This window comes from Stenotrophomonas sp. YJH_SMC_40 (assembly GCF_059368615.1).
Genome location: NZ_JCAFRX010000002.1, coordinates 235,792 through 261,982, shown reverse-complemented (window position 1 = coordinate 261,982; position 26,191 = coordinate 235,792). Strand labels below are relative to the sequence as shown.

Annotated in this window: 26 protein-coding genes and 1 tRNA gene; 13 read left to right on the top strand and 14 right to left on the bottom strand. The window is 67.2% G+C overall.

What is annotated here, in order from left to right; genetic code table 11:
• The first annotated feature begins 16 nt into the window (after positions 1-16).
• Positions 17-1,045 (top strand): hypothetical protein, encoded by a 1,029-nt coding sequence (locus AC5P6X_RS04210; protein WP_062605573.1) that lies wholly within the window; start codon positions 17-19, stop codon positions 1,043-1,045.
• A gap of 27 nt (positions 1,046-1,072) precedes the next feature.
• Here the strand turns inward: AC5P6X_RS04210 and AC5P6X_RS04205 are convergent, their stop codons facing one another.
• Positions 1,073-2,023 (bottom strand): DMT family transporter, encoded by a 951-nt coding sequence (locus AC5P6X_RS04205; protein ID WP_329757046.1) that lies wholly within the window; start codon positions 2,021-2,023, stop codon positions 1,073-1,075.
• A 7-nt stretch (positions 2,024-2,030) separates the two neighbouring features.
• Between AC5P6X_RS04205 and AC5P6X_RS04200 the strand changes: the two genes are divergently transcribed.
• On the top strand, positions 2,031-2,834 hold the full coding sequence (locus AC5P6X_RS04200) for an AraC family transcriptional regulator (protein ID WP_049404131.1): 804 nt from the start codon (positions 2,031-2,033) through the stop codon (positions 2,832-2,834).
• An 85-nt stretch (positions 2,835-2,919) separates the two neighbouring features.
• Entirely contained in the window at positions 2,920-3,561 is a 642-nt protein-coding gene (locus AC5P6X_RS04195) for a glutathione S-transferase family protein (RefSeq protein ID WP_495215337.1), read from the top strand.
• Between the two features lie 23 nt (positions 3,562-3,584).
• Here the strand turns inward: AC5P6X_RS04195 and AC5P6X_RS04190 are convergent, their stop codons facing one another.
• On the bottom strand, positions 3,585-3,992 hold the full coding sequence (locus AC5P6X_RS04190) for a hypothetical protein (RefSeq protein ID WP_005411174.1): 408 nt from the start codon (positions 3,990-3,992) through the stop codon (positions 3,585-3,587).
• Positions 3,993-4,041: 49 nt separating this feature from the next.
• A complete protein-coding gene (locus tag AC5P6X_RS04185; protein ID WP_005414575.1) occupies positions 4,042-4,461 on the bottom strand; it encodes an H-NS histone family protein in 420 nt (139 codons plus the stop codon).
• Positions 4,462-4,579: 118 nt separating this feature from the next.
• Here AC5P6X_RS04185 and AC5P6X_RS04180 point away from each other — a divergent pair, with 118 nt between their 5' ends.
• Positions 4,580-4,972 (top strand): DoxX family protein, encoded by a 393-nt coding sequence (locus AC5P6X_RS04180; protein ID WP_099604882.1) that lies wholly within the window; start codon positions 4,580-4,582, stop codon positions 4,970-4,972.
• An 18-nt stretch (positions 4,973-4,990) separates the two neighbouring features.
• Here AC5P6X_RS04180 and AC5P6X_RS04175 read toward each other — a convergent pair whose 3' ends face one another.
• From AC5P6X_RS04175 to dtd, 6 genes are all read right to left on the bottom strand, one after another.
• On the bottom strand, positions 4,991-6,766 hold the full coding sequence (locus AC5P6X_RS04175; protein WP_241900826.1) for a serine hydrolase domain-containing protein: 1,776 nt from the start codon (positions 6,764-6,766) through the stop codon (positions 4,991-4,993).
• 61 nt (positions 6,767-6,827) lie between these two features.
• Entirely contained in the window at positions 6,828-7,469 is a 642-nt protein-coding gene (locus AC5P6X_RS04170) for a hypothetical protein (RefSeq protein WP_099604883.1), read from the bottom strand.
• Between the two features lie 90 nt (positions 7,470-7,559).
• A tRNA-Ile gene (locus AC5P6X_RS04165) sits at positions 7,560-7,635 on the bottom strand.
• 40 nt (positions 7,636-7,675) lie between these two features.
• Positions 7,676-8,005: a hypothetical protein gene (locus AC5P6X_RS04160; protein WP_227860003.1), complete on the bottom strand. Its 330-nt coding sequence runs from the start codon at positions 8,003-8,005 to the stop codon at positions 7,676-7,678.
• A gap of 587 nt (positions 8,006-8,592) precedes the next feature.
• Positions 8,593-10,446, bottom strand: a complete 1,854-nt coding sequence (gene rpoD / locus AC5P6X_RS04155) for an RNA polymerase sigma factor RpoD (RefSeq protein ID WP_005411179.1) — start codon at positions 10,444-10,446, stop codon at positions 8,593-8,595.
• Positions 10,447-10,535: 89 nt separating this feature from the next.
• On the bottom strand, positions 10,536-10,976 hold the full coding sequence (gene dtd, locus AC5P6X_RS04150; RefSeq protein WP_005411180.1) for a D-aminoacyl-tRNA deacylase: 441 nt from the start codon (positions 10,974-10,976) through the stop codon (positions 10,536-10,538).
• Positions 10,977-11,037: 61 nt separating this feature from the next.
• Here dtd and AC5P6X_RS04145 point away from each other — a divergent pair, with 61 nt between their 5' ends.
• The 4 genes from AC5P6X_RS04145 to AC5P6X_RS04130 all read left to right on the top strand — a co-directional run bounded on the left by AC5P6X_RS04145 (position 11,038) and on the right by AC5P6X_RS04130 (position 15,271).
• Positions 11,038-11,958 (top strand): lauroyl acyltransferase, encoded by a 921-nt coding sequence (locus AC5P6X_RS04145; RefSeq protein WP_005411181.1) that lies wholly within the window; start codon positions 11,038-11,040, stop codon positions 11,956-11,958.
• Between the two features lie 65 nt (positions 11,959-12,023).
• Positions 12,024-13,160, top strand: coding sequence for a GTP cyclohydrolase II RibA (gene ribA, locus AC5P6X_RS04140; RefSeq protein ID WP_033834003.1), 1,137 nt, complete (start codon positions 12,024-12,026; stop codon positions 13,158-13,160).
• A 75-nt stretch (positions 13,161-13,235) separates the two neighbouring features.
• A complete protein-coding gene (locus tag AC5P6X_RS04135; RefSeq protein WP_005414594.1) occupies positions 13,236-13,736 on the top strand; it encodes a PH domain-containing protein in 501 nt (166 codons plus the stop codon).
• Positions 13,733-15,271, top strand: coding sequence for a PH domain-containing protein (locus AC5P6X_RS04130; RefSeq protein ID WP_329757045.1), 1,539 nt, complete (start codon positions 13,733-13,735; stop codon positions 15,269-15,271). Before AC5P6X_RS04135 ends, AC5P6X_RS04130 begins: the two co-directional genes overlap by 4 nt.
• A gap of 114 nt (positions 15,272-15,385) precedes the next feature.
• On the opposite strand, the gene AC5P6X_RS04125 is transcribed toward AC5P6X_RS04130, so the two are convergent.
• Positions 15,386-16,444 carry a CDP-glycerol glycerophosphotransferase family protein gene (locus AC5P6X_RS04125; protein WP_099604885.1) on the bottom strand — a complete coding sequence of 353 codons (1,059 nt, stop codon included), beginning with the start codon at positions 16,442-16,444 and terminating at the stop codon, positions 15,386-15,388.
• Between AC5P6X_RS04125 and AC5P6X_RS04120 the strand changes: the two genes are divergently transcribed.
• Together AC5P6X_RS04120 and AC5P6X_RS04115 are read left to right on the top strand one after the other, a co-directional pair.
• Positions 16,443-17,261, top strand: coding sequence for a glycosyltransferase family 2 protein (locus tag AC5P6X_RS04120; protein WP_005414597.1), 819 nt, complete (start codon positions 16,443-16,445; stop codon positions 17,259-17,261). The genes AC5P6X_RS04125 and AC5P6X_RS04120 overlap by 2 nt on opposite strands.
• Before the next feature lie 42 nt (positions 17,262-17,303).
• Complete coding sequence (locus AC5P6X_RS04115) at positions 17,304-18,425, top strand: glycosyltransferase family 4 protein (protein ID WP_329757044.1); 1,122 nt, start codon at positions 17,304-17,306, stop codon at positions 18,423-18,425.
• Positions 18,426-18,443: 18 nt separating this feature from the next.
• Here the strand turns inward: AC5P6X_RS04115 and AC5P6X_RS04110 are convergent, their stop codons facing one another.
• The 4 genes from AC5P6X_RS04110 to def all read right to left on the bottom strand — a co-directional run bounded on the left by AC5P6X_RS04110 (position 18,444) and on the right by def (position 23,081).
• The gene (locus AC5P6X_RS04110) at positions 18,444-20,165 is read right to left on the bottom strand and encodes an ArnT family glycosyltransferase (protein ID WP_329757043.1); all 1,722 of its coding nucleotides are present in this window, start codon (positions 20,163-20,165) and stop codon (positions 18,444-18,446) included.
• A 24-nt stretch (positions 20,166-20,189) separates the two neighbouring features.
• Positions 20,190-21,521 carry a 16S rRNA (cytosine(967)-C(5))-methyltransferase RsmB gene (gene rsmB / locus AC5P6X_RS04105; RefSeq protein ID WP_059035547.1) on the bottom strand — a complete coding sequence of 444 codons (1,332 nt, stop codon included), beginning with the start codon at positions 21,519-21,521 and terminating at the stop codon, positions 20,190-20,192.
• Between the two features lie 3 nt (positions 21,522-21,524).
• A complete protein-coding gene (fmt, locus tag AC5P6X_RS04100) occupies positions 21,525-22,448 on the bottom strand; it encodes a methionyl-tRNA formyltransferase (protein WP_149501343.1) in 924 nt (307 codons plus the stop codon).
• A gap of 120 nt (positions 22,449-22,568) precedes the next feature.
• Positions 22,569-23,081, bottom strand: a complete 513-nt coding sequence (def, locus tag AC5P6X_RS04095) for a peptide deformylase (protein WP_005411192.1) — start codon at positions 23,079-23,081, stop codon at positions 22,569-22,571.
• Between the two features lie 126 nt (positions 23,082-23,207).
• Between def and AC5P6X_RS04090 the strand changes: the two genes are divergently transcribed.
• From AC5P6X_RS04090 to AC5P6X_RS04080, 3 genes are all read left to right on the top strand, one after another.
• Entirely contained in the window at positions 23,208-24,341 is a 1,134-nt protein-coding gene (locus AC5P6X_RS04090; protein ID WP_005414604.1) for a LysM peptidoglycan-binding domain-containing protein, read from the top strand.
• A gap of 166 nt (positions 24,342-24,507) precedes the next feature.
• Positions 24,508-25,635, top strand: coding sequence for a DNA-processing protein DprA (gene dprA, locus AC5P6X_RS04085; RefSeq protein ID WP_088435848.1), 1,128 nt, complete (start codon positions 24,508-24,510; stop codon positions 25,633-25,635).
• Positions 25,636-25,678: 43 nt separating this feature from the next.
• Positions 25,679-26,152 carry a DUF494 family protein gene (locus AC5P6X_RS04080; RefSeq protein WP_005411195.1) on the top strand — a complete coding sequence of 158 codons (474 nt, stop codon included), beginning with the start codon at positions 25,679-25,681 and terminating at the stop codon, positions 26,150-26,152.
• Positions 26,153-26,191: the final 39 nt, after the last annotated feature.

The following is a 26,191-nucleotide window of genomic DNA, read 5'->3' as shown; positions in this document are numbered from 1 at the left end:
CCAAGGGAAGCAAGCGATGACAACGGCAGTACACAGTGGCTTGACCGATCTGGTCATGGATGCGCAGCGCTACCTGCGCCGGATCCTGCCCGGCCTGGCCTCGGTGGTCGGCCCCGTGGCTGCGGCACGCTTCATCCCGCAGACCATGGCCTCGCGCTATCACATCGCCGAGCTGACCCTCTATGGTGAAACGCCGGCGATGCTGGCAGTTCCACGCGTCCCGGGCGAATCCAGCAGCCGCGTCATCCAGGATGTGAAAGTGCTGCGCTCAGCGGCAAAGGCCATGGTGCTGTATGTCTCGCCGTACCTCACCCCCACCCAGCGCAGGTTCCTGGTCGAGAACCATATCGACTTCGTGGTACCGCACAACCAGCTGTACGCCCCCAGCCTGGCGATCGAGTTCCGCGATGCGCCCGACCACGAGAAGAAGGCGATTTCGCTGCTGCCTTCGGCGCAGGCCGTGCTCATCCACGTACTCCTTTCCGGCCAGGCACGCTGGTGGTCACCGCGTGAGGTCAGCCGTGCTGCCGGATACACCTCGATGACCGCGTCGAGGCTCTCCGCTGAACTGGTCGGTCGCGGACTGGCCGAACGCTCCACCGGCGGACGCGAACGCTTCCTGAGACTCGCCGGCAGCCGCGGCGAGGTCTGGGCGAGAGCGCAGCCGTTCCTGCGCTCCCCCGTGCTGAAGGAAGTGGAGGTCTGCTGGGAACAGGTCGCCGACGTTCTGGCCCGACATGCTCAATCCGCCCCCCAGGCAGGGACGGAAGCAATGCTTGCGGTGCCGTCGAAAGACCACGGCATCACACGCGCCCTGTACATCGATGCCTGGCGGAAGCTGGGGGCACTGCCTGCAGCCGGCCCCGACTGCACGCGCAGCGGAACGTTGCAGATATGGTCGTATCCGCCTGCCTTCACCGGTAGCGGTGACCGCGTGGACCCGCTGTCGCTGTACCTGAGCCTGCAGGGCAAGCGCGGCTACGACGCCGACGCGCTGGAACAGGAGGTGGAGCAGGCGCTGTGCGGGACGACACGCCGCGGCTGAGGTCCGCGCGGGTCCGGCCCGACCGCGTCAGGACGCTTCGCCCCCACTCGCCATCGTCGCGCGCTTCGCTGCGTACTCGGCGAAGACCACACCGGATACCGCCAGCACGCCCCCTGCCAGTACCCAGCCACTGAGCGATTCGCCCAGCAGCAGCACGGCCAGTGCGGCGGTCACGATCGGCACCAGGTTGAAGAAGCCGGAGACACGCGCTGCGCCCAACCGTGACAATCCGGTCATCCAGGTCAGTGGGGCCAGGATCGACGCGCATACTGCCGCAAACCCGATGCAGCCGACCGCAGTGAGATTGTTCACCCCGGTACCGACCAGCAGCTGCGCCGGCAACAGGATCAGCGACGCGGCGGTGGCTTGCAGGAACAACGATTCCAGCACCGTCAGCGGGATCTTCCAGCGCTGCATCAGCACGTTGTAGGCGGCAAAGGCCAACGCACCGATCAGCATGATCGCATCACCGCGGTTCACGCCCTGAGCGGCCAGTCGTGCCAGGTCGCCCTGCGAGACCACCGCCGCCACCCCGACAGTGGAAATCACCGCACCGGCAATGGAGGTACCGCGCACCGTATGGCCCATGAACACGCGTGACAACGCCAATGCGAGCAGTGGAATCAATGCCTGGATCACGCCCATGTTGGTGGCCGAGGTGAAGTGCGCCGCATAGTACGCAAGGCACTGGTACATCACCCCGCCCAGGCACCCCAGCAGCAGGAAGCGGCCAAGGTTGGCACGCACGGTCTGCAGGTTGTTGCGCAGCCGCGGCAGCGCGAAGGGCAACAGGACAATGGCCGCCACCAGCCAGCGGAAGAAACCAATATCGATGGGACCGACCGCGCCCGAGGCCAGCTTGGTCACGATGGTATTCGCGCCCCACAGCAGGCAGGCAAGGATTGGGAAGAGGTAGTTCAAGAGCGTGGGTGTACGTGGGGGAATGGCCAGCGTACGCTTGGCGTATATCGAGGACATCCTGAAAATGCGTCACTCCGACCCCGGGTTGCGGCAACCGATGGAGCCCATCCCCACCTTCCGCCAGCTGCCCGGTCCGGTCTACTTCCGGCAGGGTGCGATGGAGCCCACCGACTGGGGCACGCACAGCCATCCATGGGGCCAGTTCAACTTCGTCGCACAAGGGGTGATGGAGATGAAGATCGACGGCGAGTGGATGGTGTCCCCACCCCATTACGCGATCTGGATCCCACCGGGAATGCCCCACTATTCGCGCAACCGGTCGCGGCTGGCCTATCGCTCGGCCTACCTGTCGCCGGCGTTGTCACGCCGCCTGCCCGAGCGCTGCAGTGCGCTGGAAGTCAGCCCATTGCTGCGCGAGCTGCTGCACGAGCTGGCGCGACAGGGCGTGACCGATCCGCGGACGCCGGCCCAGCGGCGCATGGCCGCCGTGGTGATCGACCAGATCCTCAATGCCGCAGTGCTGCCCAGCTTCCTGCCGATCGCCAGCAGCGATGCCCTGAAACAGGTGATGGCGTACATCGAGAAGCACCTGTCCGCAGCCGAGTCGGTCGCCGATATCGCGCAGCGGCATCATATGAGCGTACGCAAGCTGGAGCGCATGGCACGCAGCGAGCTGGGCATGTCACTCGGTGACTGGCGCGGTCGGGTGAAGTTCGTGCGTGCCACCGAAGCGTTGTGCACACGCCGGCCGATCAGCCGGATTGCCGAGGAGCTTGGCTACTCCGGCGTCAGCGCCTTCGCAGAGATGTTCAAGCGGCACGCACAGTGCACGCCGGACCAGTACCGGAAACTGCATCGGGCGGGGTGAAGAGCGCATCGAGGGATGTCGATTTCCGCCCTCGTCGTTCGTCGGAACAGAAGAGCCAGGCCTTCCCGCCTGCAGGAGCGCCGCGATGTCCCCCATCCTCACCGCCTTTGCCACCTCCCCCGACCGCGGCCAGGGCCTGGCCCGTGACATGCGCGTGCGCTGGGCGCTGGAGGAACTGGGCGTGCCCTATGACGTGCAGCTGCTGACCTTCGCCGAAATGAAGCAACCTGCCCACCTGGCGCGGAATCCCTTCGGACAGATTCCCACCTGGCAGGAGGGCGACCAGGTCCTGTTCAAATCCGGCGCGATCGTCCTGCACCTGGCCGAACAGCATGCCGGCCTGCTGCCCGTCGGTCCGGATGCACGCATGCGCGCAGTCATGTGGGTGTTCGCCGCGTTGAATACGGTGGAGCCACCCATCGTCGAGCGCTCGATGGCCTGGGTGCTGGAGCGCGAACAGCCCTGGTATGCACGGCGGTTGGTGATGCTGGACGAGCGCGTGCGAATGCGTCTCTCGCAACTGTCCGCGTGGTTGGGCGCGGCGGCGTGGCTGGACGGCGGGTTCAGCGTGGGCGACCTGATGATGGTCTCGGTACTGCTGCGCCTGAAGAGCAGCGGCCTGCTCGACGAGTACCCGCTGCTGGTGGCCTATGTGGCACGGGCGACGCAGCGTCCCGCCTATCAGCGCGCGTTTGCTGCGCAGTTGGCGGTATTCCAGAACGGGTAGTTCCACGCCATGGGTGGAAACACTCAGCGCAAGCTGCGCCGGCAGGCGGCCTGCACCAGCATCAGCTGCGCTACCAGGATCAGCATCGCGCCGCCTGACAGCAGCCACGGGTCGATGTACCACTGCGCGTTGAAACTGAAATCACCGGCGGAAATGCGCTTCCAGCCATTGAAGTGCTGCATCGCTGCAACCACGAACGCGAAGCCGCCCGCTGTGTACGACAACCAGGGCACGATGAGGCTCCCCGGCCGCGCGAACAATGTCAGCACGCCCAGCACACCGATGACAGTGCGTTGTACGCGGCAGTATGGGCAGACATAAGCCATCCCGCTCCATTCCACCGCCCAGGCCAACAGGCTGACCAGCACGGCCACGCCTGCGGCTGTGTACAGGACTTTCGGCGTGATCGTCATGCCACCCTCGTGTGCCATCCGGTGCTCCTTGGTTGAAAGACCCGGGCAGGGTAGCAGTGCTGCAGCCTCATCCCTTCTTGATGACAGTCCGCTTGCCGATGGTGCTGGTCTTGCCAGCGGTCGGCCTGGCCAAACCAGGAATCAGGAAATCGGTGGCCTTGTGGCCCATCGACACCTTGGACGCCAGCCAGCGCGGCATGCGCCCGCGACCGGTCCAGGTCAGGCGCTTGTATTCCGGGTCGCGATACTTGGGCGCGACTTTGCCGGATTTACGGCGGGTGGGTTTGCGGGCGGGCGCAGGTGTTTCCGAAGCTTCGCCACCGAAGAGTTCTTCGAGGGTGTAGCCGGCTTCGGCCGCGGCAGCCTTCAACATCCGCCGCACCGCGCTGGCCGGACGGCGGCTGGAAATGAGCTGTTTCCGCTGTTCAGCGGCAACCACCAAGGCGCCCAGCTCCCGAAGGCTGAGCGATTCAATATCGATCGTCATGATGGAAAGGTGTCCTGCGGCCGGCCAGCTGTCAAGCCGCCTTGCCCGGTACGTAGACACGGGCTTCACTGCCGGTGGGCTCCGATCGCCTTCGGCAGCCATCTCCGAGGACTTCGACGTGAGCAACTCATCGCATTCGCTCGCCTACCTGCTTGCGCGCATCCTGCTGATGGCGCTGTTCCTGGTGTCCGGCATCGGCAAGCTCGGCGACCTCAACGGTACCCAGGGCTACATGGAAGCGATGGGGGTACCCGGCATCCTGCTGTGGCCTACCGTCGCCTTTGAGATCGGCAGCGGCCTGTGCATCCTGCTGGGCTTCCAGACCCGGCTGGTATCGATCGTGCTGGCAGGCTTCAGCCTGGTCACCGCCTTCATCTTCCACCACAACGTTGCCGACCCGACCCAGCAGATCATGTTCCTGAAGAACCTGGGGCTGGCCGGTGGCTTCCTGCTGCTGGCCTGCACCGGGGCGGGGCGCTACAGCATCGATGGGCGTGGGCGGCGCGGATGAGCACGCGGCATGCCGCCATCATCCCCGGCCCACGGGCTGGACGCGCTGCAGACGCAGGTTGCGCCATGTCGGCTGGGAGCTGCGGAAATCCACCGCTTCGCCATCGCTGGTGAACAGCAGGCCTGGCTCCACTTCAGTGACCAGGCGGATGCCATCGATGTACAGCCAGCCCTGTCGCTGCTCCAGCACAACGGACATCGACGGTTTTCCCCATTGGTCGATGCGATAGCGCCCCAGCCAGGGTTGCCAATGGGGCGCGTGCGGCCCGGTGGACCCATCGATGGGATCGTTCTGGTCCAGGCTATCCTCGCCGTTCGTACATTCCAGGTGCGCCGGCAGCCTCTCCGTCGCCGCATGGTAACGGTACGTCGCAACCTCTCCATCGGTGTCCGCGGTGAACAGTTGGTCGCCGTCGATGGCCGCAAACCGTCTGCCCACAGCTTGCGCCCCACGATGCAGTTGCAGTTCACCGCTTCCGGCAACCACGATCTTCGCCTTGCCGCTGCGCCCTATCCAGTCTCCCGCCATCCGCTGCATCTGGTCCTGGTTCAACCTGATCGGCGCCAGGGACGATAGCGGCACACGCGGCTGGCGGGGCCCGAAACGCGCCGACAGCAATTGGTCGAGCAGACGCTCGCCGATGCCGTACCCCGCGGACGTCGCGCGGTTGAACATCGCGGCGAATCCAGCGTTGGCCTGCCTGCAGTAGGTGAACACGCACCCGAATCCGAAGCCTCCGCCGCGATGGTGCAGCAGCCGCACCGGTGTACTACCGTAGAGGCGTTCGCTGCGCATTACACCGAGCCCGTAGTCACCGCCCAGGCCGAAACCATGCATCTGGTCCCAGAGACGGGGCTCGAGCAGTTGCTGCGCACCGGATCGGCCGCCACCGAGCAGGAAGCCAAGATACTTCGCCATGTCGGCGGCACTGGTCCAGACGCCTCCCGACACCACCAGCGGTGTCACTGGCGGCACCTGCGCATAGCCCTCCTGGGTTCCCAGTGCCCGACCCTTGCTTGCCAGGTAGACCGACGCATCGGCCGTACTGTCGTGCATTCCCAGCGGCTCGAAGATCCGGCGTTGCAGCCATGCCGGATAGCCAATGCCCGCAACCTGCTCAAGGACATGACCGGCAAGGTCGAAGCCCAGGTTGGAATAGCGATAGCGCGTACCCACCGGAAAGCGCAGCCATGTCTGCGAGATGCTGCGGACGTGCGCATCAAAGCCCGGTGACGCCGGTTCGTAATTGTTGCCCAGCGGCGCCTCGTGCGTGAATCCCGCGCGGTTGGCAAGCAGCAGGCGCAGGGTGATGCGCTCCTGCGGGGAATGCTCGAAGCGACTGCGCACGGTGAACGACGGCAGATAGCGGGTAATGGGCGCATCCAGATCAAGGATGCCGTCCTGCACGGCCAACAGCACCGCCACCGCCGCGAAATTCTTCGAGGTGGACTGGATGCTGAACATCGTGCTGGCGTCCGCGGCCGCGCTACCCTGGCCTGATACGTGACCGAAGCCTTCAGTCCAGCGCACCTGCCCACCCTCGACCAGGCAGACGGCAGCGGCACCGATGCCGCTGCCTTGCATGGCCGAGCGGATCACGCCGCGCTCCGCTTCGATCAGGTTCCCGGTGGTGACGGTGGGCTGCGCCGCCGTGGCAACACCGGTAGGCATGAGCGTGGCCGCCGGAACAGCCGCGGCATTGGCCAGGAAGGTGCGACGACTGAGCGTACCAGGCATCAGATCACTCCACTTCGGGATGCCGCCATCTTCCCGCCAGCAGAAATGGCGGGGCATGTGTCATTCGGCACAGAGTGCGGTGATCGACGGTGCTGCGCCTTCGCCTGCCGAGCAGGCGTCAGCCCGGAGGGTCCGGCAAGCGGACTCCCTGCGCCGAAACAAAGGCGCGGGACTCGCTCCAATAGGCCTGTGGCGGTTCCCGCAACTCTGGTCGCGCCCAGTAATCGTCGCCATGCAATTCGCTCATCACATGACGCCAGCCATCACGCGGATCATGAACCTGAAATCGACCGCGATGATGGCGCGGATGATACGCGTAGTGGCCGAGCGCCTCCTGGCGCGCTTCATCCGGCGAACGACCTGTCTGATGGACCAGCGTCCATGCACGCATGTGGCGCGCATGCGCGAGCGCGCCAAGGTACTCGTCCTCATCCAGCGGTGGCACCCGCTCACCGCGGGCCAGGCACAGTGCGTCCGATTCGGCTTCATAGTCCAGCGATGGCTGCGCCAGTTCCGGGCGCCGGTGCCAATAACCTTCCCCCGCCACCTGCAGCATCGCCCAATGCCAGGGCTCGTCGTGGAAGATCAGCGCGTATTCGTAATCGCGGCCGGGGCTCTGGTCGGGATAGCGTTGGCGTGCCTGTTCAAGTGCCAGCGCCTCGGGCACCTGTCCATAGTGGACCAGGCACCAGGCAAACAGGTGCCGGCTGTCTTCGATTTCGTTGGTGAAGTCTTCCACCGGCGTATCGGTGCTGGCCATGGTCGATCCCTGTGTGCGGATCAGATGGTACCGACGCTGCAGGTCGCGCTGGGGAGCGATGAGACCTGCGACCGGTCAGGCGAGGTCGGTTGGTGGGCCCACCAGGATTCGAACCTGGAACCAAGGGATTATGAGTCCCCTGCTCTAACCGTTGAGCTATAGGCCCGGCGCAGCCTCACAGTGTAGTGGAGGCCACGCTCGATCGGCTACCCGGCAGCAGCAAGAGCCTCAGCAACACGACCCAACCGCTTCTCCGCCACTTCCGCAAACCACACCTGCCGCCGCAGGTGTGCGTGGAACAGCGCCACCGTCCTCCTGGCCTCTTCCAGCCCCTTCTGCTTGTCGCCGCCGAAGCCCGCAAGCAACCCAGCACCCGACTGCGTCAGCAACGCCAATGTTGCTCTTCGGGCGAATCCCAGTGAATCCTCGCGCTCGTCGCGCATCACATCTTCCCAATCCAGTAGCGGCGCAAACGCGCAGTCATGCGCGTCCGATTCACGCCTACCGTGCCCGGCAGCAATCTCCTTCAGCTCCATAGTCACTCTCCTACGATTCGTCGAACCTCTTCCGCCTCCTGTTGAGAGAGGCGACCGGGTGCTTCAACACGGTCGTAGGGCCGCCCGCAGCTTTCCCCTTGCAGGGTCTTGTATGGCTGCGCGCCACCCGGCCAGAAACCCTTGGGCTCACCGGAATGGCGAGAGTTGCGGCTTGACCTTGGATTGCCTGCTGTAGCGGCAGACAGTCCGCCTACGACGGTGTGTTGAGCACCTGCGGAGGACTGTGTGGAAGAGAAGGTAGTGGCTTCAATTGGCGATTGCGACACCGTCTGCGCGCAGCACTCGAAGCTGGGTACTTGGATCGTTGAGCCACTTGGACTTCGGCCGGGTGACGGTCTCCTGCGACGATGAATCGCAGCGAAGGGTTCAACAATTCTCAGGCCAGTTGCGTCACAAGGTGCGGCAAGCAACCGACACCTGTTGAGAAGATCTGCCGGATACGTCATCGCGAACAGCAGCCGAGCGTGGCTCGGCTCTGCCGAAGAGTAGGCAGAGCGTACACATTCCAAAAAGAAAAACCCCGCACCAGGCGGGGTTTCTCTCAACGCTTCAACAGCCGCTGGAAATCAATCGATATCCAGGAAGCTGCGCAGCTGCTCCGAGCGGCTCGGGTGACGCAGCTTGCGCAGGGCCTTCGCTTCGATCTGGCGGATGCGCTCGCGGGTAACGTCGAACTGCTTGCCGACCTCTTCCAGCGTGTGGTCGGTGTTCATGTCGATGCCGAAGCGCATGCGCAGCACCTTGGCTTCCCTCGGGGTGAGGCCGGCCAGCACGTCGCGCACGGTTTCAGACAGATTGATGTTGGTGGTGTTCTCGATCGGGGACTCCACGTTGGTGTCCTCGATGAAGTCGCCCAGATGGGAATCCTCGTCGTCGCCGATCGGGGTTTCCATCGAGATCGGCTCCTTGGCGATCTTCATCACCTTGCGGATCTTGTCTTCCGGCATGTCCATTTCCTTGGCCAGCTCCTCCGGCGTAGCCTCGCGGCCGTACTGCTGGAGCATCTGGCGGGAAATGCGGTTCAACTTGTTGATCGTCTCGATCATGTGCACCGGAATACGGATGGTGCGCGCCTGGTCGGCGATCGAGCGGGTGATCGCCTGGCGGATCCACCAGGTGGCATAGGTCGAGAACTTGTAACCGCGGCGGTATTCGAACTTGTCCACGGCCTTCATCAGGCCGATGTTGCCTTCCTGGATCAGGTCGAGGAACTGCAGGCCACGGTTGGTGTACTTCTTGGCGATCGAGATCACCAGGCGCAGGTTGGCCTCGACCATTTCCTTCTTGGCCTTGCGCGCCTTGGCTTCACCGTAGGCCATGGCACGGCTGATTTCCTTCAGCTCTTCCAGGTCCAGCTGGGTCAGCGTCTCGATGTCGATCGTCGCCTGCTGTTCGGCAATGATCTGGTCCTTCACTTCGCGCAGCGCCGAGGACCACTTCTGCTTGCGCTTCAGTGCGTCTTCCACCCACTCCAGGTTGGTCTGGTTGCCTTCCCAGGAACGGATGAAGTCCTTGCGCGGCATGCGGGCGGTAACGGTCGCCAGGTTCAGCACGCGGCGCTCATGGGCCTTGATCGACGCCATGGTGTCGCGCAGCTGCTTGGTCAGCACATCGGTCAGCGGCAGCGGCAGCTTCAGGGTGACGAACACCGCCGACATTTCTTCGCGCAGGCGCGGCAGGTTCTTCTTGTCGCCCTTGGTCGCGGCCTTCTTGAAGGCGTTGAAGGCATCGCTCAGCGCCTGCATGCGCGCGGCGACTTCCTCCGGATCCGGACCGGTCGGTGCGGCTTCTTCATCGCCACCGTCGACATCGTCGTCCTCGTCCTCGTCGCCTTCGGCGTCCGCATCGGCGCTGTCATCGGCAGCGACCGCCGGCGGCGCCGGCTCTTCGTCGACCAGGTCGTTGAAGCCGACGATCACTTCGGCCAGGCGCTTCTTGCCTTCCTTGTGGGCTTCGTAGTCGTTCAGCAGCGACTCGACCGAAACCGGGAACTGGCCCAGGGCCGCCTGGACCTGCGAAAGGCCTTCCTCGATGCGCTTGGCGATAGCGATTTCGCCTTCGCGGGTCAGCAGCTCGACGGTGCCCATTTCGCGCATGTACATGCGCACCGGGTCGGTGGTACGGCCACCTTCGGTGTCGAGCGCGCTCAGCGCGGCGGCAGCTTCTTCAGCCGCGGTGTCATCGACTTCGCGGTTGCCGGTGTTGCCATCGTTGAGAAGCAGGGTTTCCACATCCGGCGCAACTTCATGGACATCGATGCCCATGCCGTTGATCATGCCGATGATGTCTTCGATCTGTTCCGGGTCGACCATGTCGTCCGGCAGATGGTCATTGACTTCGGCGTAGGTCAGGTAGCCCTGTTCCAGGCCCTTGCTGATCAGTTGCTTGATTTCGGATTGGGCAGGACGTTCGTTGGCCATGTAGTGCTCGCGCCACCGGCAGGGAGAAATAGGGAACGTAGCATTATACCAGCCCGGGGCCCTGCCTGCCGGGCGGTGGTCCCGCAGGCTCAGGGCCGGAGAAGGAAGGTCACGGGACCGTCATTGACCAGGCTGACGACCATATGGGCACCAAATCGGCCCGTTTCCACCCCTGGCGCGTGATTTTCACGACAGATCTCGACAAAACGGTTGAACCCGCGTTCAGCCTCTTCCGGCGGCGCGGCCGTGGTGAAGCTCGGCCGCATGCCCGAACGGGTGTCGGCGGCCAGGGTGAACTGGCTGACCAGCAGCAGGCCGCCGCCGGTATCGCGCAGCGAGCGGTTCATCTTCCCGGCCTCGTCGGCGAATACCCGGTAGCCCAGCAGGCGCTCGGCCATCCGCCGCAACTGGGCCTCGGTATCGCCCGGCTCCATGCCGACCAGGGCCAACAGGCCAGGGCCGATCTGCCCCACGGCCTCATCGTCGACATGGACGGCGGCCTGGCTGACACGCTGGATCAGGACGAGCATCGTGGGCTTCCAATGAACAGGGCCGGCCACGATAGCAGCGCCCTTGGCTAAACTGGCGCCGATGAATCCGCAACGCAAAGCCCGGCTGGTCTACCGCGCCACCACCCTGTTCGCCCGCCTGCCGTGGCCGCTGCTGCGGGCGTTCGCGCGCGCCCTGGCGTGGGCGTGGATCGCCCTCAATGCCCGTGAGAGCCGCGTCACCCGGCGCAACCTGGAACTGGCCTACCCGGAACTGGATGGCGCCGCGCGCGACCGCCTGCACCGTGATCTGCTGCGCTCCACCGCGCTGCAGGCCATCGAAACCCTGCGGCTGTGGAGCCAGGCGCCGGCCGACAACCTGCGCCTGCACCTGAAGCAGCGCCATGGCGAGGCCCTGTACGACGCCGCCCTGGCCAGCGGCAAGGGCGTGATCGTGGCCGCGCCGCACTTCGGCAACTGGGAGCTGCTGAACCAGTGGCTGGCCTCGCGCGGGCAGATCGCCATCGTCTACAAGCCGCCGGAGGACGAGGCCAGCGATGCCTTCCTGCAGCTGGTGCGCGGCGGCCAGAACGTACAGCAGGTGCGCGCCGAAGGCCCGGCCGTGCGCCAGCTGTTCAAGGTGCTCAAGGACGGCGGCGCCACCGGCATCCTGCCCGACCAGCAGCCCAAGGCCGGCGATGGCGTGTTCGTGCCGTTCTTCGGCGTGCAGGCGCTGACCATGACCCTGGTCAACCGGCTGGCCGAGCGCACGGGTGCCACCGTGCTCTATGGCTGGTGCGAACGCATCGGGCCGGACATGGAGTTCGCCCTGCACATCGAGCCGACCGACCCGGCCGTGGCCGATCCGGACCCGCTGGTGGCGGCCACCGCCCTCAACGCCGGCATCGAACGCATCGCCCGCCGCGACCCGGCGCAGTACCAGTGGACCTACAAGCGCTATACGCTGCGGCCACCGGGCAGTAGCGAGGAAGACCCGTACGCAACTGAGGAACACCCCCACTGACGGCGGCCTGCGACCACTGGCCGCACCACGTTGAATACGACGCCGGCGCCCCCATAGAGACTGCGATGTCCGCCTCCCCCGGTCCTGCCATGCCTGCTGCTTCTTCCCTGTTCGGCGATCCGGCCGCGATCCGCTGCGAACGCGCGGTGGCCGAACTGCGCGCCGGTCGCCCGGTGCTGCTCCACGATGGCCAGGGCCAGCGCCTGGCGGTGATCGCGCTGGACAGCGCCACGACCAGCAGCTTCGCCGCCTTCGCCGCTGCCGCCCGCGAGCGCCATTACCTGTTCCTGACCGCCACCCGCGCCCGCGTGCTCGGCGTGGAGGCACCACAGGGCGCGCGCCTGCCGCTGAGCGGCGTGGCCTTCGAGGCCCTGCCCTCGCTGGGCTACCTGCGCGAACCCGGGCCGATGCCCGAAAGCTGGAGCGCCGGCGACGCCTTCGATGCCGGCGCGGTGGAGCTTGCCCGCCTGGGTCTGCTGCTGCCAGCGATGGTCGCGGTGCGCCTGGACGTCGATGACCACACTTTCGACGGTGCGGCCGAGGTGGCCCTGTGCGACCTGGCCGAAGGCGCGGCACATGCGGCCCACGACTACGAACTGGTGGCGCGTTCGCCGGTTCCGCTGCGCGACGTCGGCATGACCACCTTTGCAGTCTTCCGCGGCGGCGTGGCGCAGCGCGACCAGGTCGCGATCATCGTCGGCGAGCCGGACCTGTCGGCAGTGGTGCCGGTACGCGTGCATTCTTCGTGCCTGACCGGCGATCTGTTCGGTTCACTCAAGTGCGACTGCGGCGACCAGCTGCGGCGTGGCCTGCGCAAGCTGAAGGACCTGGGTGGTGGCGTGCTGCTGTACCTGGACCAGGAAGGCCGCGGCACCGGCATCGCCGCCAAGATGCGCGCCTATGGCTACCAGCACGACGGCCTGGATACCATCGACGCCGATGCGCAGCTGGGCTTCGGTGCCGACGAGCGGCGCTACGGCAGCGCGGTGGCGATGCTGCGTGGCCTGGGCATTTCGCGCGTGGCGCTGCTCAGCAACAACCCGACCAAGGCACAGCGCCTGCGCAATGCCGGCATCGAAGTGCTGGACTGCATTCCGGTCACCGGCGAGATCACTGCCGAGAACGAGAACTACCTGCGCACCAAGGCCGACCGTGCCGGCCACCTGCTGGATGTCGATGCGCTGATCCAGGCTGCCCAGTAACGCAGCCGACCTGCTACCGTCTGCGCGGTGCGGCCACGGCCGCTACCGCCCGCCCTGCTGCCTGACGGAGCCCGCGTGACCGACGCCACGATTCCTGCACCACCCGCCACCGACTGGCAGTCACTGCCGCAACGCGCAGCCCGCCTGGCCGCACTGGAAGGTGCCTTTGGCGGCCTGTTCGTCCCGGGCCTGCCACTGGCGGCGGCGGCGTGGTTCTTCGATCTGCCCGGTGGCCTGTGGACCGCTGCAGCCGGGCTGCTGATGGGTGTGGCTTTTGGTGCGTGGCTGGGCCGTCGACGCCTGGTCCGCACCCGTTGGCGGCTGGACGCACAGGGCCTGGGCCTGCGCCGCGACCTCATGTGGCAGCTGGAGACGCGCATTCCCCTGTCGCGAGTGCAGCATCTCGATCTGCGCCGGGGCCCGCTGGAGCGCCGTGCCGGCCTGGCCACGCTGATCGTGCACACCGCAGGCACCCGCATGAGCGCGGTGACCGTGAGCGGCCTGGACCAGGCGGACGCCGAGCGCCTGCGCGACACCCTGTCCCACCAGCTCGACCAGGACGCCGACGCCCTGTGAGCCTGCCGCCGCCCCTGCCTGCACCGCCGCCCGCCGGTACCGAGGACCACCGCCTGCACCCGTGGTCGTGGCTGTTCGTGCTGCTGATGCAGCTGCGCCACTACTTCCTGCCACTGGTCGCGCTGCTGGTGTTCGGCCAGCGCGGCGACCGCGATCCGATGTGGGCGCAGCTGATTCCGCTGACGGCAATTGCCGCCCTGGTCCTGGTGTCGGTGATGCAGTACCTCAGCTACCGCTACCGCATCGGCAGCGATGCGATCACCGTGCGCAGTGGCCTGTTGGCGCGCAACCGCCGCGAGATCCCGTTCGCCCGCATCCACAACGTGGAAGTGCGGCAGAACCCGCTGCACCGCCTGTTCGGCGTGGCCGAACTGCGCCTGGAATCGGCCGGCGGTGTGCGCCCTGAAGCGGAGATGCGGGTACTGAAGCTGGACCAGGCACTGGCGCTGGAACGGCTGGTCCGCCAGCGCGGGCAGGCGCGGCAGGCCAACGACGACGTCGATGCACCGCCCATTGCCGACGTCGACAGCGAACGCGTACTGCTGCGACTGTCCAGCTGGGAAGTGGTGCGCATGGGCCTGCTCTCCAATCGCGGTTGGGCGCTGGCGGTGGCCGCGTTCGGCGTCCTGTTCCAGACAGTGCCGCGGCCGGTGATGGACGATGCCATCCAGCGCGGCGGCCGCGAAGCCTTCGGCTATGCCAGCCACCTGCATCCCGGCGTGACCGGCGCGTTGCTGCTGGCGGCGGCGGCCCTGCTGCTGGGCTGGCTGGCGCTGCGCGTGCTGTCAGTGGTGCTGACCCTGTTGCGTTACCACGGCTTCACCCTCGTCGAGCAGGACCGCCGCCTGACGGTGTCGGCCGGGATGCTCAGCCGCACCCGCAGCAGCGTGGCACGTCGCCGCATCCAGGCCTGGACGCTGCGCGAAGGCACCCTGCAGCGCTGGTTCGGGCTGCGCCAGCTGCGCATCGACAGTGCCGCCGGTGGCCCTTCGCGTGATGAGGACCGCGCCCTGCGCGAACTGGCGCCGCTGGCAACCCGCGAGCATTGCACGCAACTGGTGCAGCACCTGCTCCCCCAGCTGCACTGGCCACCGGCGCAATGGCAGTCCATCCCGCAACGTGGCTGGTGGCGGCTGTGCCTGGGCGCGCTGCTGCTGGTGCCGCTGCTGGCCGCCGCCGCGTACTGGCGCTGGGGCACGTGGGGCCTGGTCGTGCTGGCCTGGCTGCCGGTCGCGTTGTTGGTCGCACACCGGCAGATGGCACGCATGGGCTGGTATCTGGACGAGCACTATGTGGCCGTGCGCGGCGGCTGGTGGAAACGCTGGTGGCGCTGGGCCGAGCTGGACAAGGTGCAGGGCCTGCGCCTGCAGCGTTCACCGCTGGACAAGGTGCTGGGCACCAGCAGCCTGCAACTGGACACCGCCGGTGCGCATGGCGACGTGGCACTCACCCTGCACCATCTGCCGCAGGCACAGGCACAGCAGGCGATGGATCAACTGGCGGCCGCGCTGGCGCGGCGCAAACTGCGCTGGTGATGCGGGGTCGGATTCCGGCCTGAATCAGGTAGTGCCGGCCGCTGGCCGGCAACTGCACATCCCCCAGTTTGCCGGCCAGCGGCCGGCACGACCGCGAGCAGGGTCAGCGAGGCATCATCGCTGCGAGGGGCCCCAATAGCCCAGGTCCCTTCGGATCTGCAGATCGCGCACCCAGCTGCCGAGAGGCTTGCGGCGCAGCGCACCCATTTCACCGGACAGGAAATCCTCGGTGGCCGCGATTACCCGCTCGCTGGACAGGCCGTCGCGGTACGGATGGATGGCATCGGCGTAACGCACGATTTCCGCCTGCAGCGCGGCGTCCGGATGCAGCGCGCGCTGCAGCATCGCCGGCAGCTGTGCCGGGTCGTCGAAATCAATCATGTGCGGCTTCGGCACGCGGTTGCGGAAGGTCACCACCGGCTTGTGCTGGACGATGAACTCCGAAACGATCGACGAGGTGTCCGACACCAGCACATCGGCGGCGCGCTGCGCGGCCATCACCTGCTCCGGCTCGATGAAGCGGGCATTGGCACCGGCCAGCGCGCGGTAGCGCTCGAACAGTTCCGGCGGACACTTGGGATGCAGGGTCAGCAGCCAGTAGCGCCCACCGGCAACGATATCGGCGGCGATCTGCGCATGCAGGTGCGGTGCCGCACTCAGCCGCTCGGTGAAGGTGGAACCAAACAGGATCACCGGGCGATCGCCGGCCGGCGCGCGCAGTGCGGCGCTCTCGCCACCGTCATCGCGGAACAGCGGGTCCAGCTTCGGCCAGCCGGTCTCGGCCACCGCGAAATGGCCCTGCTGGGCCGCGATCTCGCGGAACGGCGTCGTGGTGGCCGGCCCCTGCGTGCAGTACAGGTCGAACATGCCGCGCACCCGGAAGTGGCCGCGCGCGCTGTCGCGCTTTTCCACGTTGAAGCCATGGAACAGCTGCACCTTGGCCCCCGAAAGGAAGGTCGGCACCCAGTTGGCCGCGCTGAACACCGCCCGCGGGCGCATTGCCAGGGCCTGCTTCAGGCCGACGTTGGCCACCCCCGGCAGGCTGCTGCCGGCCGCGCCGCCTTCGAACCAGGCCGCAACCTCCTGCCCGGACGCGTGCAACGCCTGCGCCAACGGGGCGAGAATAGGCAGCGCATAGCGCTCCGTCGCAAACAACAGGTACCCGGCCATCATGTCCTCCACGACCGCTCCCATCGAACGGCCTCGCATCTCGGCGTGCATTATCGCGTTCAACGAGGCCGGGCGCATCGGCGACTGCCTGGCCTCGCTGGCCTTCTGCGATGAGATCGTGGTGGTGGACTCGCAGTCCACCGATGCGACCGTGGCCATCGCCGAGGCTGCCGGTGCCCGCGTGCTGCAGCGTCGGTTCGAGGGCTTCCGCAGCCAGAAGGCGTTCTGCGTCGAGCAGGCCAGCCACGACTGGGTACTGTGCCTGGATGCCGACGAGCGCATCAGCCCCGAGCTGCGTGCGGCCATCGAACAGGCCCGTGACGGCGGCTTCGCCGGCCACGCCGGCTACCGCTTCGCCCGCCTGTCTGAGTACTTTGGCAGGTTCCTGCGCCACGGCAATGCCTACCCGGACCGGGTGATGCGCCTGTTCGACCGCCGCCAGGGCGGCTGGCGCGGCAAGCGCGAGATCCACGAGGCGGCCAGCGTCGATGGCAGCGTCGGCACCCTGCGCGGCGATCTCATCCACTATCCCTATCGATCGTTGCAGCAGCAGCTGGCCAAGACCGAGAAGTATGCGCGGATGATGGCCGAGCACGAGTTCGCGCGTGGCAAGCGCGCCACGCTGGGCAAGCTGGTGCTGGCGCCGGCCTGGCGGTTCTGGCGTGGCTTCCTGTTCCGCGGCGGCTTCCGCGACGGCTGGCACGGCCTGGTCTATGCCTATGTGCGTGCCAACTACGTACGGCAGAAGACCATCATGCTGTGGATGCTGGGCAACGGCCAGGCGGTGGCCGATCCTCCAGCCCCTGTGGAACGGCCCTGAGCCGGCTGTGTCACACTTGCTGCGCGTTGCCTGAAGATCCCCATGAAAATCCTGTACACCAACTTCCACTATGGCGACGGTGGCGGCCACACCACGTACATCGTGTCCCTGGCGCGCGCCCTGCATGGCCAGCACACGCTCCATGTCGCAGCCCCCGCCGACAGCCGCCTGCTGCGCACGGTGGCCGAGGAAGGAATCGCCACCCCGCTGCCGATGGCCTTTGGCAGCGGCCTGCCGACCTTGCCACGACAACTGGCCGAACAGCATGCGCTGCGCCGGCTGGTGCGGGATGAGGGCATCGACCTGGTCCACGTCAACGGTGCTCGTGATCACCGCTTCGTGATGCAGGGACTGCTCGGCATGCGCCGCCCGCCGATCATCCTGACCAAGCACAACAGCAAGCCCACCCGTACGCTTGGCAATGTCTTCAGGGCCCGCTGGGCCACCGACCGCGTGATTGCGGTTTCGGCACACACCGGGCGTCTGCTGGAGCAGGGCCCGTACCGGCGCTGCCCGATCGATGTGGTCCGCAACGGCGTCGACCTGGACCGCTTCGCGCCGCTGCCGGCCGACGCCGGCCAGGCAATGCGGCAGCAATGGACGCAGGATCCGGATGCGCTGCTGCTGGTCAGCAACGCCGGCACCGATGACTACAAGGGCTGGATCGACCTTGCGCAGGCCATTGCCCTGCTCCCCGACGCGATCCGGCCGCACGTACACATGGCGGTCGCGGGTCACCTGCCCAACGCGCAGCAACGCGCGCAGGTGCAGGCCCTCGGTGATGTCGCCACGCAGGTCCACTTCACCGGACTGCTGGCCGATACGCGCCCACTGATCGCCGCCGGCGACGTCGGCTTCGTGCTGTCCAACGACATCGAAACAATTTCCTTCGCCTGCCGCGAAATGATGGCCAGCGCCAGGCCGATGCTGGTCAGCGACTACGCGGGGCTGCCGGAAAACATCGAGCAGGGAGTCGACGGCTGGGTCGTGCCCACCCGCAACGTAGCCGCCATCGCCGCACAGGTGCAGGCGATGTATGAACAACGCCAGGCGCTGCCGGCGATGGGCATGGCCGCCCGCCGCCATGCAGAGCGTGAGTTCGGCCTGCAGACCTTCGCCGGGGCGACCTCGGCCACCTATCACGCCGCCTTGGCCAGCACCTGAGCCACATTGCCCGAACGCTTAATCGGTAAGGCCGGGCCCCTGCAGGCGGCGCTCGTGCTCGAGTTCCGCCGCCGACGGCCGGCAGGTGCCGGCGACCGCATCGGCAGGCACAAGCCACCAGCGGCGACGATTGGAAATGCCTGCCATTTCGGCCTGCGCACGGTCAATGCAGGCCTGCATCGCATCTTCGTTCACCAGCAGCCAGCGGTGCTGCGGAACCAGCCGCTGCCAGCGCACGGCCGCCTGCAGCTGTTGATGCCAACGCGCTTCGAATCCAAAGGTGGCCGCCGCGCGATCGGCCATCAGCAGGTTCTGCTCTTTCCATGCCACCAATCCCAGCTCGGCCTGCGGACCGATGCGTGCGCTGACCTCACGCATCAGGCCACGGGCCGAGCTGGAATCGTTCAACACCGGATAACCGACCAGGCTATACAGCACCCATACCCCGGCCAGGGTAGAGACCAAGGCAACGTGCCGACGTCGGCGCCCGCACGCCCACAGGCTCAACGCCGACCAGATCGCCATCGCCAGCGCCGCCCACGCCAATGCATCGGTCGCGCCGGGCGGCAATCCGCGTCCATGGGCAAGGTTCACCTCGAAGCGCGGATCACCCAGCAACGCGAGCGCCCCGATCAGGCTCAATCCCAGTGCCAGCAACGCGGCAAACCCTCCCAGCACGCGCTGCACATCGCGCCGCTTCAGCAGCCCGGGCAGCAGCGGCGCCAGCGCCAGGCAGAACATCGGCAGCGCCGGCAGGATGTAGACATCACGCTTACCCTGGGGAATCGAGAAGAACAGCACGACCAGCAACCACCACGCCAGCGGCAGCAGGTAGCGTGGATCGCGGCGGCACAGGCGCCGCCGCCACGCCGGGATCGCCCATGGCAGCGCCAGGAACGCGGGTATCCACATCGTTGGCATGACACCGAAGAAGTACCACCACGGCTGGTGATGGTCCCAGGACTGCGTGTAGCGGCGGGCCGTCTGCCGCACCAGGATGTCGTTGATGTAGCCGCGGTACTCGTCCGATCCGGTGCCCAGCGCGGCCAGCAGCATCGGCGCCAGCCACAGCGATATCGCCAGCAGGAAGGCCAGCGGTGCCAGCCAGAAGCGGCCATCGCGTGCGTGCAGGGAAACACGGGGCCACTGCAGGGCTGCAGCGATGGCCGCCGGCACGATCATCAGCAGCGCCAGCATGCCCACGCCCTTGGTGATCACCCCGATACCGGCAAAGAACCAGCCCAGCCACCACCAGCGCCAGGCCGGGCCCAGCAGCAGGTGGCGCAGCAGGCCATAGTTGGCCAGGGTGATGAACAGCACCAGCAGCGGATCGATCTGCGCCTTCTTCGCCTGGAAGGTGAACTGCAGCGCGAACAGCAGTGCCCACCCCGCGCAGAGCCCGACCTGCCGCGTCCACAGCCGGCGCCCCAGATCGACCATGCACCACAGCGTGCCCAATGCGGCCAGCAGCGAGGGCAGCAGGAAGGCCACGCGCCAGTGGCCAACCAGGCCATACAGCGAGGCCTGCCACCACATCAGCATCGGCGGCTTGTCCGAATACAGCTCGGTACCGCGATGCGGGAACAACCAGTAACCGCTGTCGACCATCTGCCTGGCCACCAGCGCGAAGCGTGGTTCGTCAGAGGGCCACGGATCGCGGAGACCGAGCCCGGCCCCCAGCACCAGCAGGGCCACCACCACGAACAACCACGTCTGGCGCGACGCGTGGGTCTTCAGCATGGGACTCGAAACGGCAGCGGGGGGTCAGGCTGCTTTTATCAGACGCGCGTAGAAGAAACCGTCAGCATCGTTGTCACCAGGCAGTCGCTGGCGTGCCACGCCTTCGCAATCCACGCCGAACGCATCGCCCAGCGGCTGCGCCACCGCGTCCGGGTGCCACTTCAGGAACGCACGCACCTGATCGATGTTCTCGGCGCGCAGGATCGAGCAGGTGGCGTACAGCAGCACGCCGCCGGGGCGCAGCATCGACCAGCAGGCTTCCAGCAGGCGCGCCTGCACGCCCACCAGTGCATCGACGTCCTCGGCGCGACGGTGGAACATCACATCCGGCTGGCGGCGGATCACGCCCGTGGCCGAACATGGCGCATCCAGCAGGATCGCGTCGAACGGCACGCCGTCCCACCACGAACCGGGATCGCTGGCATCGGCGACCAGGGTCTGCGCATGCTCGCCCACACCGGTGCGGGTGTAAGTGTCACGTGCCCGGGCCAGACGGCGCGCGTCGATATCCAGCGCCAGCAGGCGCAGGCTCGGGTCACGCTCCAGCAGATGCGCCGATTTGCCGCCGGGTGCCGCGCAGGCATCCAGCACGCGGGCGCCGGTCGCGGGTGCCAGCGCATCGGCCGCGCATTGCGCCGACAGGTCCTGCACCGACAGTGCACCATCGCCGAAGCCCGGCAGCTGGTTCACGGCAACGGGGGTCGCCAGGCGCAACGCATCGGCGCACAGTGCAGTGGCTTCAGCGGCAATGCCGGCCTCGGCCAGCGTCGCCAGGGCCTTGTCGCGACCGCCGTGCTGGCGGTTGGCACGCAGCCACAAGGGCGCGGGTTGCAGGCTGGCGCTGAAGATCGCTTCGGCCTGCGCCGGCCAGTCGCGTTCGATCGCATCAGCCAACCATTCCGGGAAGGCGTCGCGCGCAGGCTGCTCGGGGAACCCCTCGCGCTGGGCGCGGCGCAGGATCGCGTTGACCAGGCCTGCCTGGCGCTCACGGCCCAGCGCGCGCGCCGCATCGACCGTAGCCGAAAGCGCTGCGTGCGCAGGCAGTTCGAGCACGTCCAGCTGGGCGAAACCGACCATCAGCAGCGTGCGCAGGTCGGCATCGCGCGCCGACAGCGGCTTCTGCATCCAGGCCTGCAAGGCCGCATCATAGGTGCTGCGACGGCGCAGCACAGCGAAACACAGGGCTTCCAGCAGCGCGCGGTCGCGGCTGTCGGCCAGCTTCGGCAGCGCCCAGGCCAGTTCGGCCTTCAGCGAACGGCCACGGGTGAACACCTGTGCCAGCACGCGTGCGGCCAGCATGCGCGTGGCCGCGCCCGGTGCCGCCTTGGCGACGGAGAAATCGTTCTGCTTGGACACCGCTTATGCCCCCACGCGCAGGTCGCGGCGAGCGTTGAGGTAATCGGCAGCGGTGATCGCCTTGCCGCCTTCACGCTGCAGCACGCGCAGGCGCAGCGCGCCCTGGCCACAGGCAATGTCGATGCCGTCGCGGCCGGCGGCCAGCACGGTGCCCGGCACCTGACCGTGGTCTGCCTCCAGCGCCACCGCGCCATGGATGCGCACGCGTTCGCCAGCCAGCGTTGCCTCGGCGATCGGCCACGGATTGAACGCGCGCACGGCACGCGCCAGCGCGTCGGCGTCCTGCGCCCAGTCCAGCCTGGCTTCGGCCTTGTCCAGCTTGTGCGCGTACGTCACGCCCTGTTCCGGCTGCGGTCGCGCGATCGGCTTGATGCCCGCGCGCAGCAGGCCCAGGCCATCGGACAACACCTGGGCACCAAGCTCGGCCAGCTTGTCGTGCAGCTGGCCACCGGTATCGATAGCGGCGATCGGCAGCTCCTGGTGCAGCAGCACCGGGCCGGTATCCAGGCCAGCCTCCATCTGCATCAGGCACACCCCGGTCTTCGCGTCACCAGCCTGGATCGCACGCTGGATCGGCGCAGCGCCGCGCCAGCGCGGCAGCAGCGAGGCATGCACGTTCCAGCAACCATGGGTCGGGATGGCCAGTACTGCCTTGGGCAGGATCAGGCCATAGGCCACCACCACCATCAGGTCCGGCTGCAGGTCGCGCAACTGCTGCTGGGCGACCGCGTCCTTCAGCGACTCCGGCTGGTAGACCGGAATGCCACGGGCCACGGCTTCGAGCTTGACCGGCGAAGGCGCCAGGCCACGGCCTCGGCCGGCCGGGCGATCAGGTTGGGTATAGACGGCCACGACCTCATGGTGGCGCGCAGCCGCGCGCAGCGACGACACCGCGAATTCCGGCGTACCGGCAAAGACAATCCTCATGGCTACCCCACTTGCAGGATGGATTCGTGCAGGAAAGAAAACGGCGCCGTCGGCCGGCGCCGTAGAGCCCGCGCGAGCCGCGCAGGCACGGGCCACCCGAAGGGTGGCCCGGATTGGCGATCACGCCACGTGCTTGCGCTGCTTGGCCAGCTTCTTGCGCACCATCTCGCGCTTGAGCGGCGACAGATAGTCGATGAACAGCTTGCCGTCCAGGTGATCCATCTCGTGCTGGATGCAGGTGGCCAGCACGTCACCAGCCTCCATCTGCTGTTCCTGGCCGTTGCGGTCCAGGTACTTCACGGTGATGGTGTCGGCACGGGTCACGTCGGCGAAGATGCCCGGAACCGACAGGCAGCCCTCCTGGTACACCCGGCCCCCGTCCTTGGCGACGATTTCCGGATTGATGAACACATGCGGTTCATTCTTTTCTTCGCTGACGTCGATGACCATGAAGCGCTTGTGCACGTCCACCTGGGTGGCGGCCAGGCCGATGCCCGGGGCGTCGTACATGGTCAGGAACATGTTGTCGATCAGTTCCTGGAAGGCCGGCGTGGTGACTTCGGCAGCTTCGATCAACGCGGCCTTGGTACGCAGGCGCGGATCGGGGAACTCGAGAATGGGGAGAAGGGCCATGGCTGTTTCCGGATAGGGGGCCGGCACGCCGGCATACGTCGCAGATTCTAGCTCCAACGCTTGCCTTGCGCCCCGGTTTCTGGACTATAGTGCGCGGACCTGTTGGGGAATCAGGGCTTCACACCTATGTTGCTTCGTTTTCGTACGGTCGTCGCCGCGGCGATGCTGACCGTGGCTGCCTATGCTACCGCCGTGGAAGTGAATGGCGGGCACCCGGACACCTATGTGGTCCGAAAAGGGGATACGTTGTGGGATATCGCCGCACGTTTCCTGCAGAAGCCGTGGCTGTGGCCGGAGATCTGGCAGGCCAATCCGCAGATCGCCAATCCGCACCTGATCTATCCCGGTGACGTCCTGAGCCTGGCCTACCTGGACCGGGTGACCGTGGCGGCCCGGCCCGGCCCACGCCAGGAGGCCCCGATCGACGCCATTCCGCTGGCCCAGGTCGAGCCGTTCCTGAAGCAGCTGAGCGTGGTCGACAGCATCGAGCAGCTGCCCTACGTGGCCGGCCTGGAAGAGGAACGCCTGCGTGCCACCAGCGGCCACGCCGTCTATGTGCGCCTGGCTGACGCCCAGGTAGGCCAGCGCTGGGCGGTTGTCCGCCCGACCGTGCGCTACGCCCAGCCCAAGCCGACCGAGGACCTGACCGCCAACGGCGACGTCACCCCGGGCAGCGGCAACCTGTGGCGCGCCTACAGCGCCCCCAACCACCGCCGCGGCGTGCTCGGCTATGAGCTGGCCCAGGTCGCCACCGGCACCATCACCCATGTCGCCGGAGGCAAGGTCGAGGCGTCCACCCTGGTGCTGGACAAGAACGAAGGCGGCCGCGAGGTGCGTGCCGGCGACCGCCTGGTGCCGATCGAGGCCAGGCCGTACGACCTGCAGTTCGTGCCCCATGTCCCCGCCGCAGGCGTCGAGGGCGTCGACGTACGCGTGCTGGCCGTCACCGATATGTTCACCGCCGGCGGCCCCCGCGACGTGATCGCGATCTCGGCTGGTCGCACGCAGGGCGTGGACAATGGAACCGTGTTCTCGCTGTGGCGCCCGGGCCGCCATGTGGCGCACCGCATGAAGTACCCGAACTCGTCGCGCACGGACGATTCGCTCAGCACCGGCGCCGGCCGGGTCTCGCTGCCGGACGAGTACGCGGCGCATGCCATGGTGTTCCGCACCTTCGACAATGTCAGCTACGCGCTGGTGATGCAGGGCGTGAAGCCGGTGCGCGTGGGGTACAACGCCCTGCACCCGGACGCGCGGTAGAGTCGACTGTTGGTCGACTGCTCTTCACCGCCCCCCGAAAGCGCCCGCGCTGCGCGCGGTAGTCGAGTGACAGTCGACTCTACAGGGGCGGTCTCCGGCAAAGTCTGACAGCCACATGCGAAGGCGCCCTAGGGCGCCTTTGTTGCATGCGCTCGATAGTGGGGGAATGACCAAGCAAGCTGATGAGGCGCTGCTGCGCCTGGTGATGGCAGGCGGCGCGCTGGCGCCACGGCGGACCCTGCTGCGGGCCGCGGGCAGCGCGGAGGCCGCGATCGCGCAGGGCGCCGCGACCTGGCGCGCGCACGGTTGCACGCCAGAGCAGTGCGCTGCACTGGAACACCCCGACGCCCGCGCCTGGACCGTGGCGCGGCACTGGCTGGAAGACGACGACCACCATCTGCTGTCCTTTGCCGATGCGGCCTTTCCGCCGCCCCTGCTGGACGTCCCGAACCCGCCACTGGCGCTGTTCGTGGCGGGCGATCCGAGCCTGGCCTGGCGCCCCTCGGTGGCGCTGGTCGGCAGCCGCTCGCCAACCCCGGGAGGACGCGCGCTGGCCGCGCGCTTTGCCGGCTGCTTCGTCGAGGCCGGACTGGCCGTAACCAGTGGCCTGGCGGCCGGCATCGACGCGGCCGCCCATCTGGCCACATTGGAGGCAGGCGGCTGCACCGTGGCGGTGATCGGGACCGGCCCTGATCGGGCCTATCCGGACAGCCACCAACGGTTGCAGGGGCGGATCGCCGCCGAGGGCGCGGTGCTCAGCGAGTACCTGCCCGGCACACCGGCACGCCCGGGCCACTTCCCCGCGCGCAACCGTCTGGTGGCCGGGCTGGCGCTGGCGACGGTGGTGGTCGAGGCTGCGCAACGCTCCGGCGCCCTGATCACCGCACGGCTGGCTGCCGAGGCGGGCCGTGAAGTCTGTGCCCTGCCCGGCTCGGTACTCAACCCACGCGCAGCGGGCTGCCACCGGCTGATCCGTGAAGGGGCCGCACTGGTCGAGCGCCCCGAGGAAGTGCTGGAACTGCTGGCCCCTGCCCTTCGCCAGCAGCTGCCGGGCTTGCAATCACGGCTGGGCACCCCCACTGAACAGGCACCGCCGGCGCTCCTGCCGGCGCGTTGGGCCGACGACCCTGACTACCAGTGCTTGTGGCGGGCCCTGGACCACGACCCAAGCAGTATGGATTCACTGATCACACGCTGTGGATTGACGGCGCCCCAGGTGTCCTCCATGCTGCTGGCCATGGAACTGGCGGGAATCGTGGTGTGCGTACACGGCCGCTACTGTCGAACTCCCTAGTTTCTTCACCTCCACAGCGTCGCGCGACGCAGGCCGAGGGGCAATGAAAGAGAGCATCCTGGACGTACTGCTGTACCTGTTTGAACACTATTTCAGCGAAGACGCGGACCTGATCCGTGACCGCGATTCGCTCCAGAACGGCCTGATCCAGGCCGGTTTCAGCCCAACCGAGATCAACAAGGCGTTCGACTGGCTCGACGCCCTGGCCGCGCAGCGGCCGAGCGTGGCCCAGGCACGGGTCGACGGCCCCGTGCGCGTCTACCACGGCCCCGAGCTGGACAAGCTGGACGTGGAATGCCGCGGCTTCCTGCTGTACCTGGAACAGCACGGCATCCTCGACGCCGACCAGCGCGAACTGGTGCTGGACCGGGCGATGGCCCTGGACCAGGACGAACTGGACCTGGACGACCTGAAATGGGTCGTACTGATGGTGCTGTTCAACCAGCCTGGCTCCGAAGCGGCCTATGCCTGGATGGAGACGCAGATGTTCATGGACGAGCCAGAACCCCTGCACTGACCGTACACTTGGGGGCATAGCGCATTCAGGAGCGTCCCC

Excerpts from the sequence above, each read along its gene's own strand:
- ribA (WP_033834003.1), top strand. The coding sequence starts at position 12,024 with ATGTCCGCCTCCCCCGGTCCTGCCATGCCTGCTGCTTCTTCCCTGTTC.
- AC5P6X_RS04205 (WP_329757046.1), bottom strand. The coding sequence starts at position 2,023 with ATGTCCTCGATATACGCCAAGCGTACGCTGGCCATTCCCCCACGTACA.
- AC5P6X_RS04120 (WP_005414597.1), top strand. The coding sequence starts at position 16,443 with ATGTCCTCCACGACCGCTCCCATCGAACGGCCTCGCATCTCGGCGTGC.
- dprA (WP_088435848.1), top strand. The coding sequence starts at position 24,508 with ATGACCAAGCAAGCTGATGAGGCGCTGCTGCGCCTGGTGATGGCAGGC.
- fmt (WP_149501343.1), bottom strand. The coding sequence starts at position 22,448 with ATGAGGATTGTCTTTGCCGGTACGCCGGAATTCGCGGTGTCGTCGCTG.
- def (WP_005411192.1), bottom strand. The coding sequence starts at position 23,081 with ATGGCCCTTCTCCCCATTCTCGAGTTCCCCGATCCGCGCCTGCGTACC.
- AC5P6X_RS04190 (WP_005411174.1), bottom strand. The coding sequence starts at position 3,992 with ATGGCACACGAGGGTGGCATGACGATCACGCCGAAAGTCCTGTACACA.
- AC5P6X_RS04110 (WP_329757043.1), bottom strand. The coding sequence starts at position 20,165 with ATGCTGAAGACCCACGCGTCGCGCCAGACGTGGTTGTTCGTGGTGGTG.
- AC5P6X_RS04080 (WP_005411195.1), top strand. The coding sequence starts at position 25,679 with ATGAAAGAGAGCATCCTGGACGTACTGCTGTACCTGTTTGAACACTAT.
- AC5P6X_RS04195 (WP_495215337.1), top strand. The coding sequence starts at position 2,920 with ATGTCCCCCATCCTCACCGCCTTTGCCACCTCCCCCGACCGCGGCCAG.
- AC5P6X_RS04145 (WP_005411181.1), top strand. The coding sequence starts at position 11,038 with ATGAATCCGCAACGCAAAGCCCGGCTGGTCTACCGCGCCACCACCCTG.
- rpoD (WP_005411179.1), bottom strand. The coding sequence starts at position 10,446 with ATGGCCAACGAACGTCCTGCCCAATCCGAAATCAAGCAACTGATCAGC.
- AC5P6X_RS04125 (WP_099604885.1), bottom strand. The coding sequence starts at position 16,444 with ATGATGGCCGGGTACCTGTTGTTTGCGACGGAGCGCTATGCGCTGCCT.
- AC5P6X_RS04185 (WP_005414575.1), bottom strand. The coding sequence starts at position 4,461 with ATGACGATCGATATTGAATCGCTCAGCCTTCGGGAGCTGGGCGCCTTG.
- AC5P6X_RS04090 (WP_005414604.1), top strand. The coding sequence starts at position 23,208 with ATGTTGCTTCGTTTTCGTACGGTCGTCGCCGCGGCGATGCTGACCGTG.
- AC5P6X_RS04170 (WP_099604883.1), bottom strand. The coding sequence starts at position 7,469 with ATGGCCAGCACCGATACGCCGGTGGAAGACTTCACCAACGAAATCGAA.
- AC5P6X_RS04175 (WP_241900826.1), bottom strand. The coding sequence starts at position 6,766 with ATGCCCCGCCATTTCTGCTGGCGGGAAGATGGCGGCATCCCGAAGTGG.
- dtd (WP_005411180.1), bottom strand. The coding sequence starts at position 10,976 with ATGCTCGTCCTGATCCAGCGTGTCAGCCAGGCCGCCGTCCATGTCGAC.
- AC5P6X_RS04200 (WP_049404131.1), top strand. The coding sequence starts at position 2,031 with ATGCGTCACTCCGACCCCGGGTTGCGGCAACCGATGGAGCCCATCCCC.
- AC5P6X_RS04160 (WP_227860003.1), bottom strand. The coding sequence starts at position 8,005 with ATGGAGCTGAAGGAGATTGCTGCCGGGCACGGTAGGCGTGAATCGGAC.
- AC5P6X_RS04115 (WP_329757044.1), top strand. The coding sequence starts at position 17,304 with ATGAAAATCCTGTACACCAACTTCCACTATGGCGACGGTGGCGGCCAC.
- AC5P6X_RS04210 (WP_062605573.1), top strand. The coding sequence starts at position 17 with ATGACAACGGCAGTACACAGTGGCTTGACCGATCTGGTCATGGATGCG.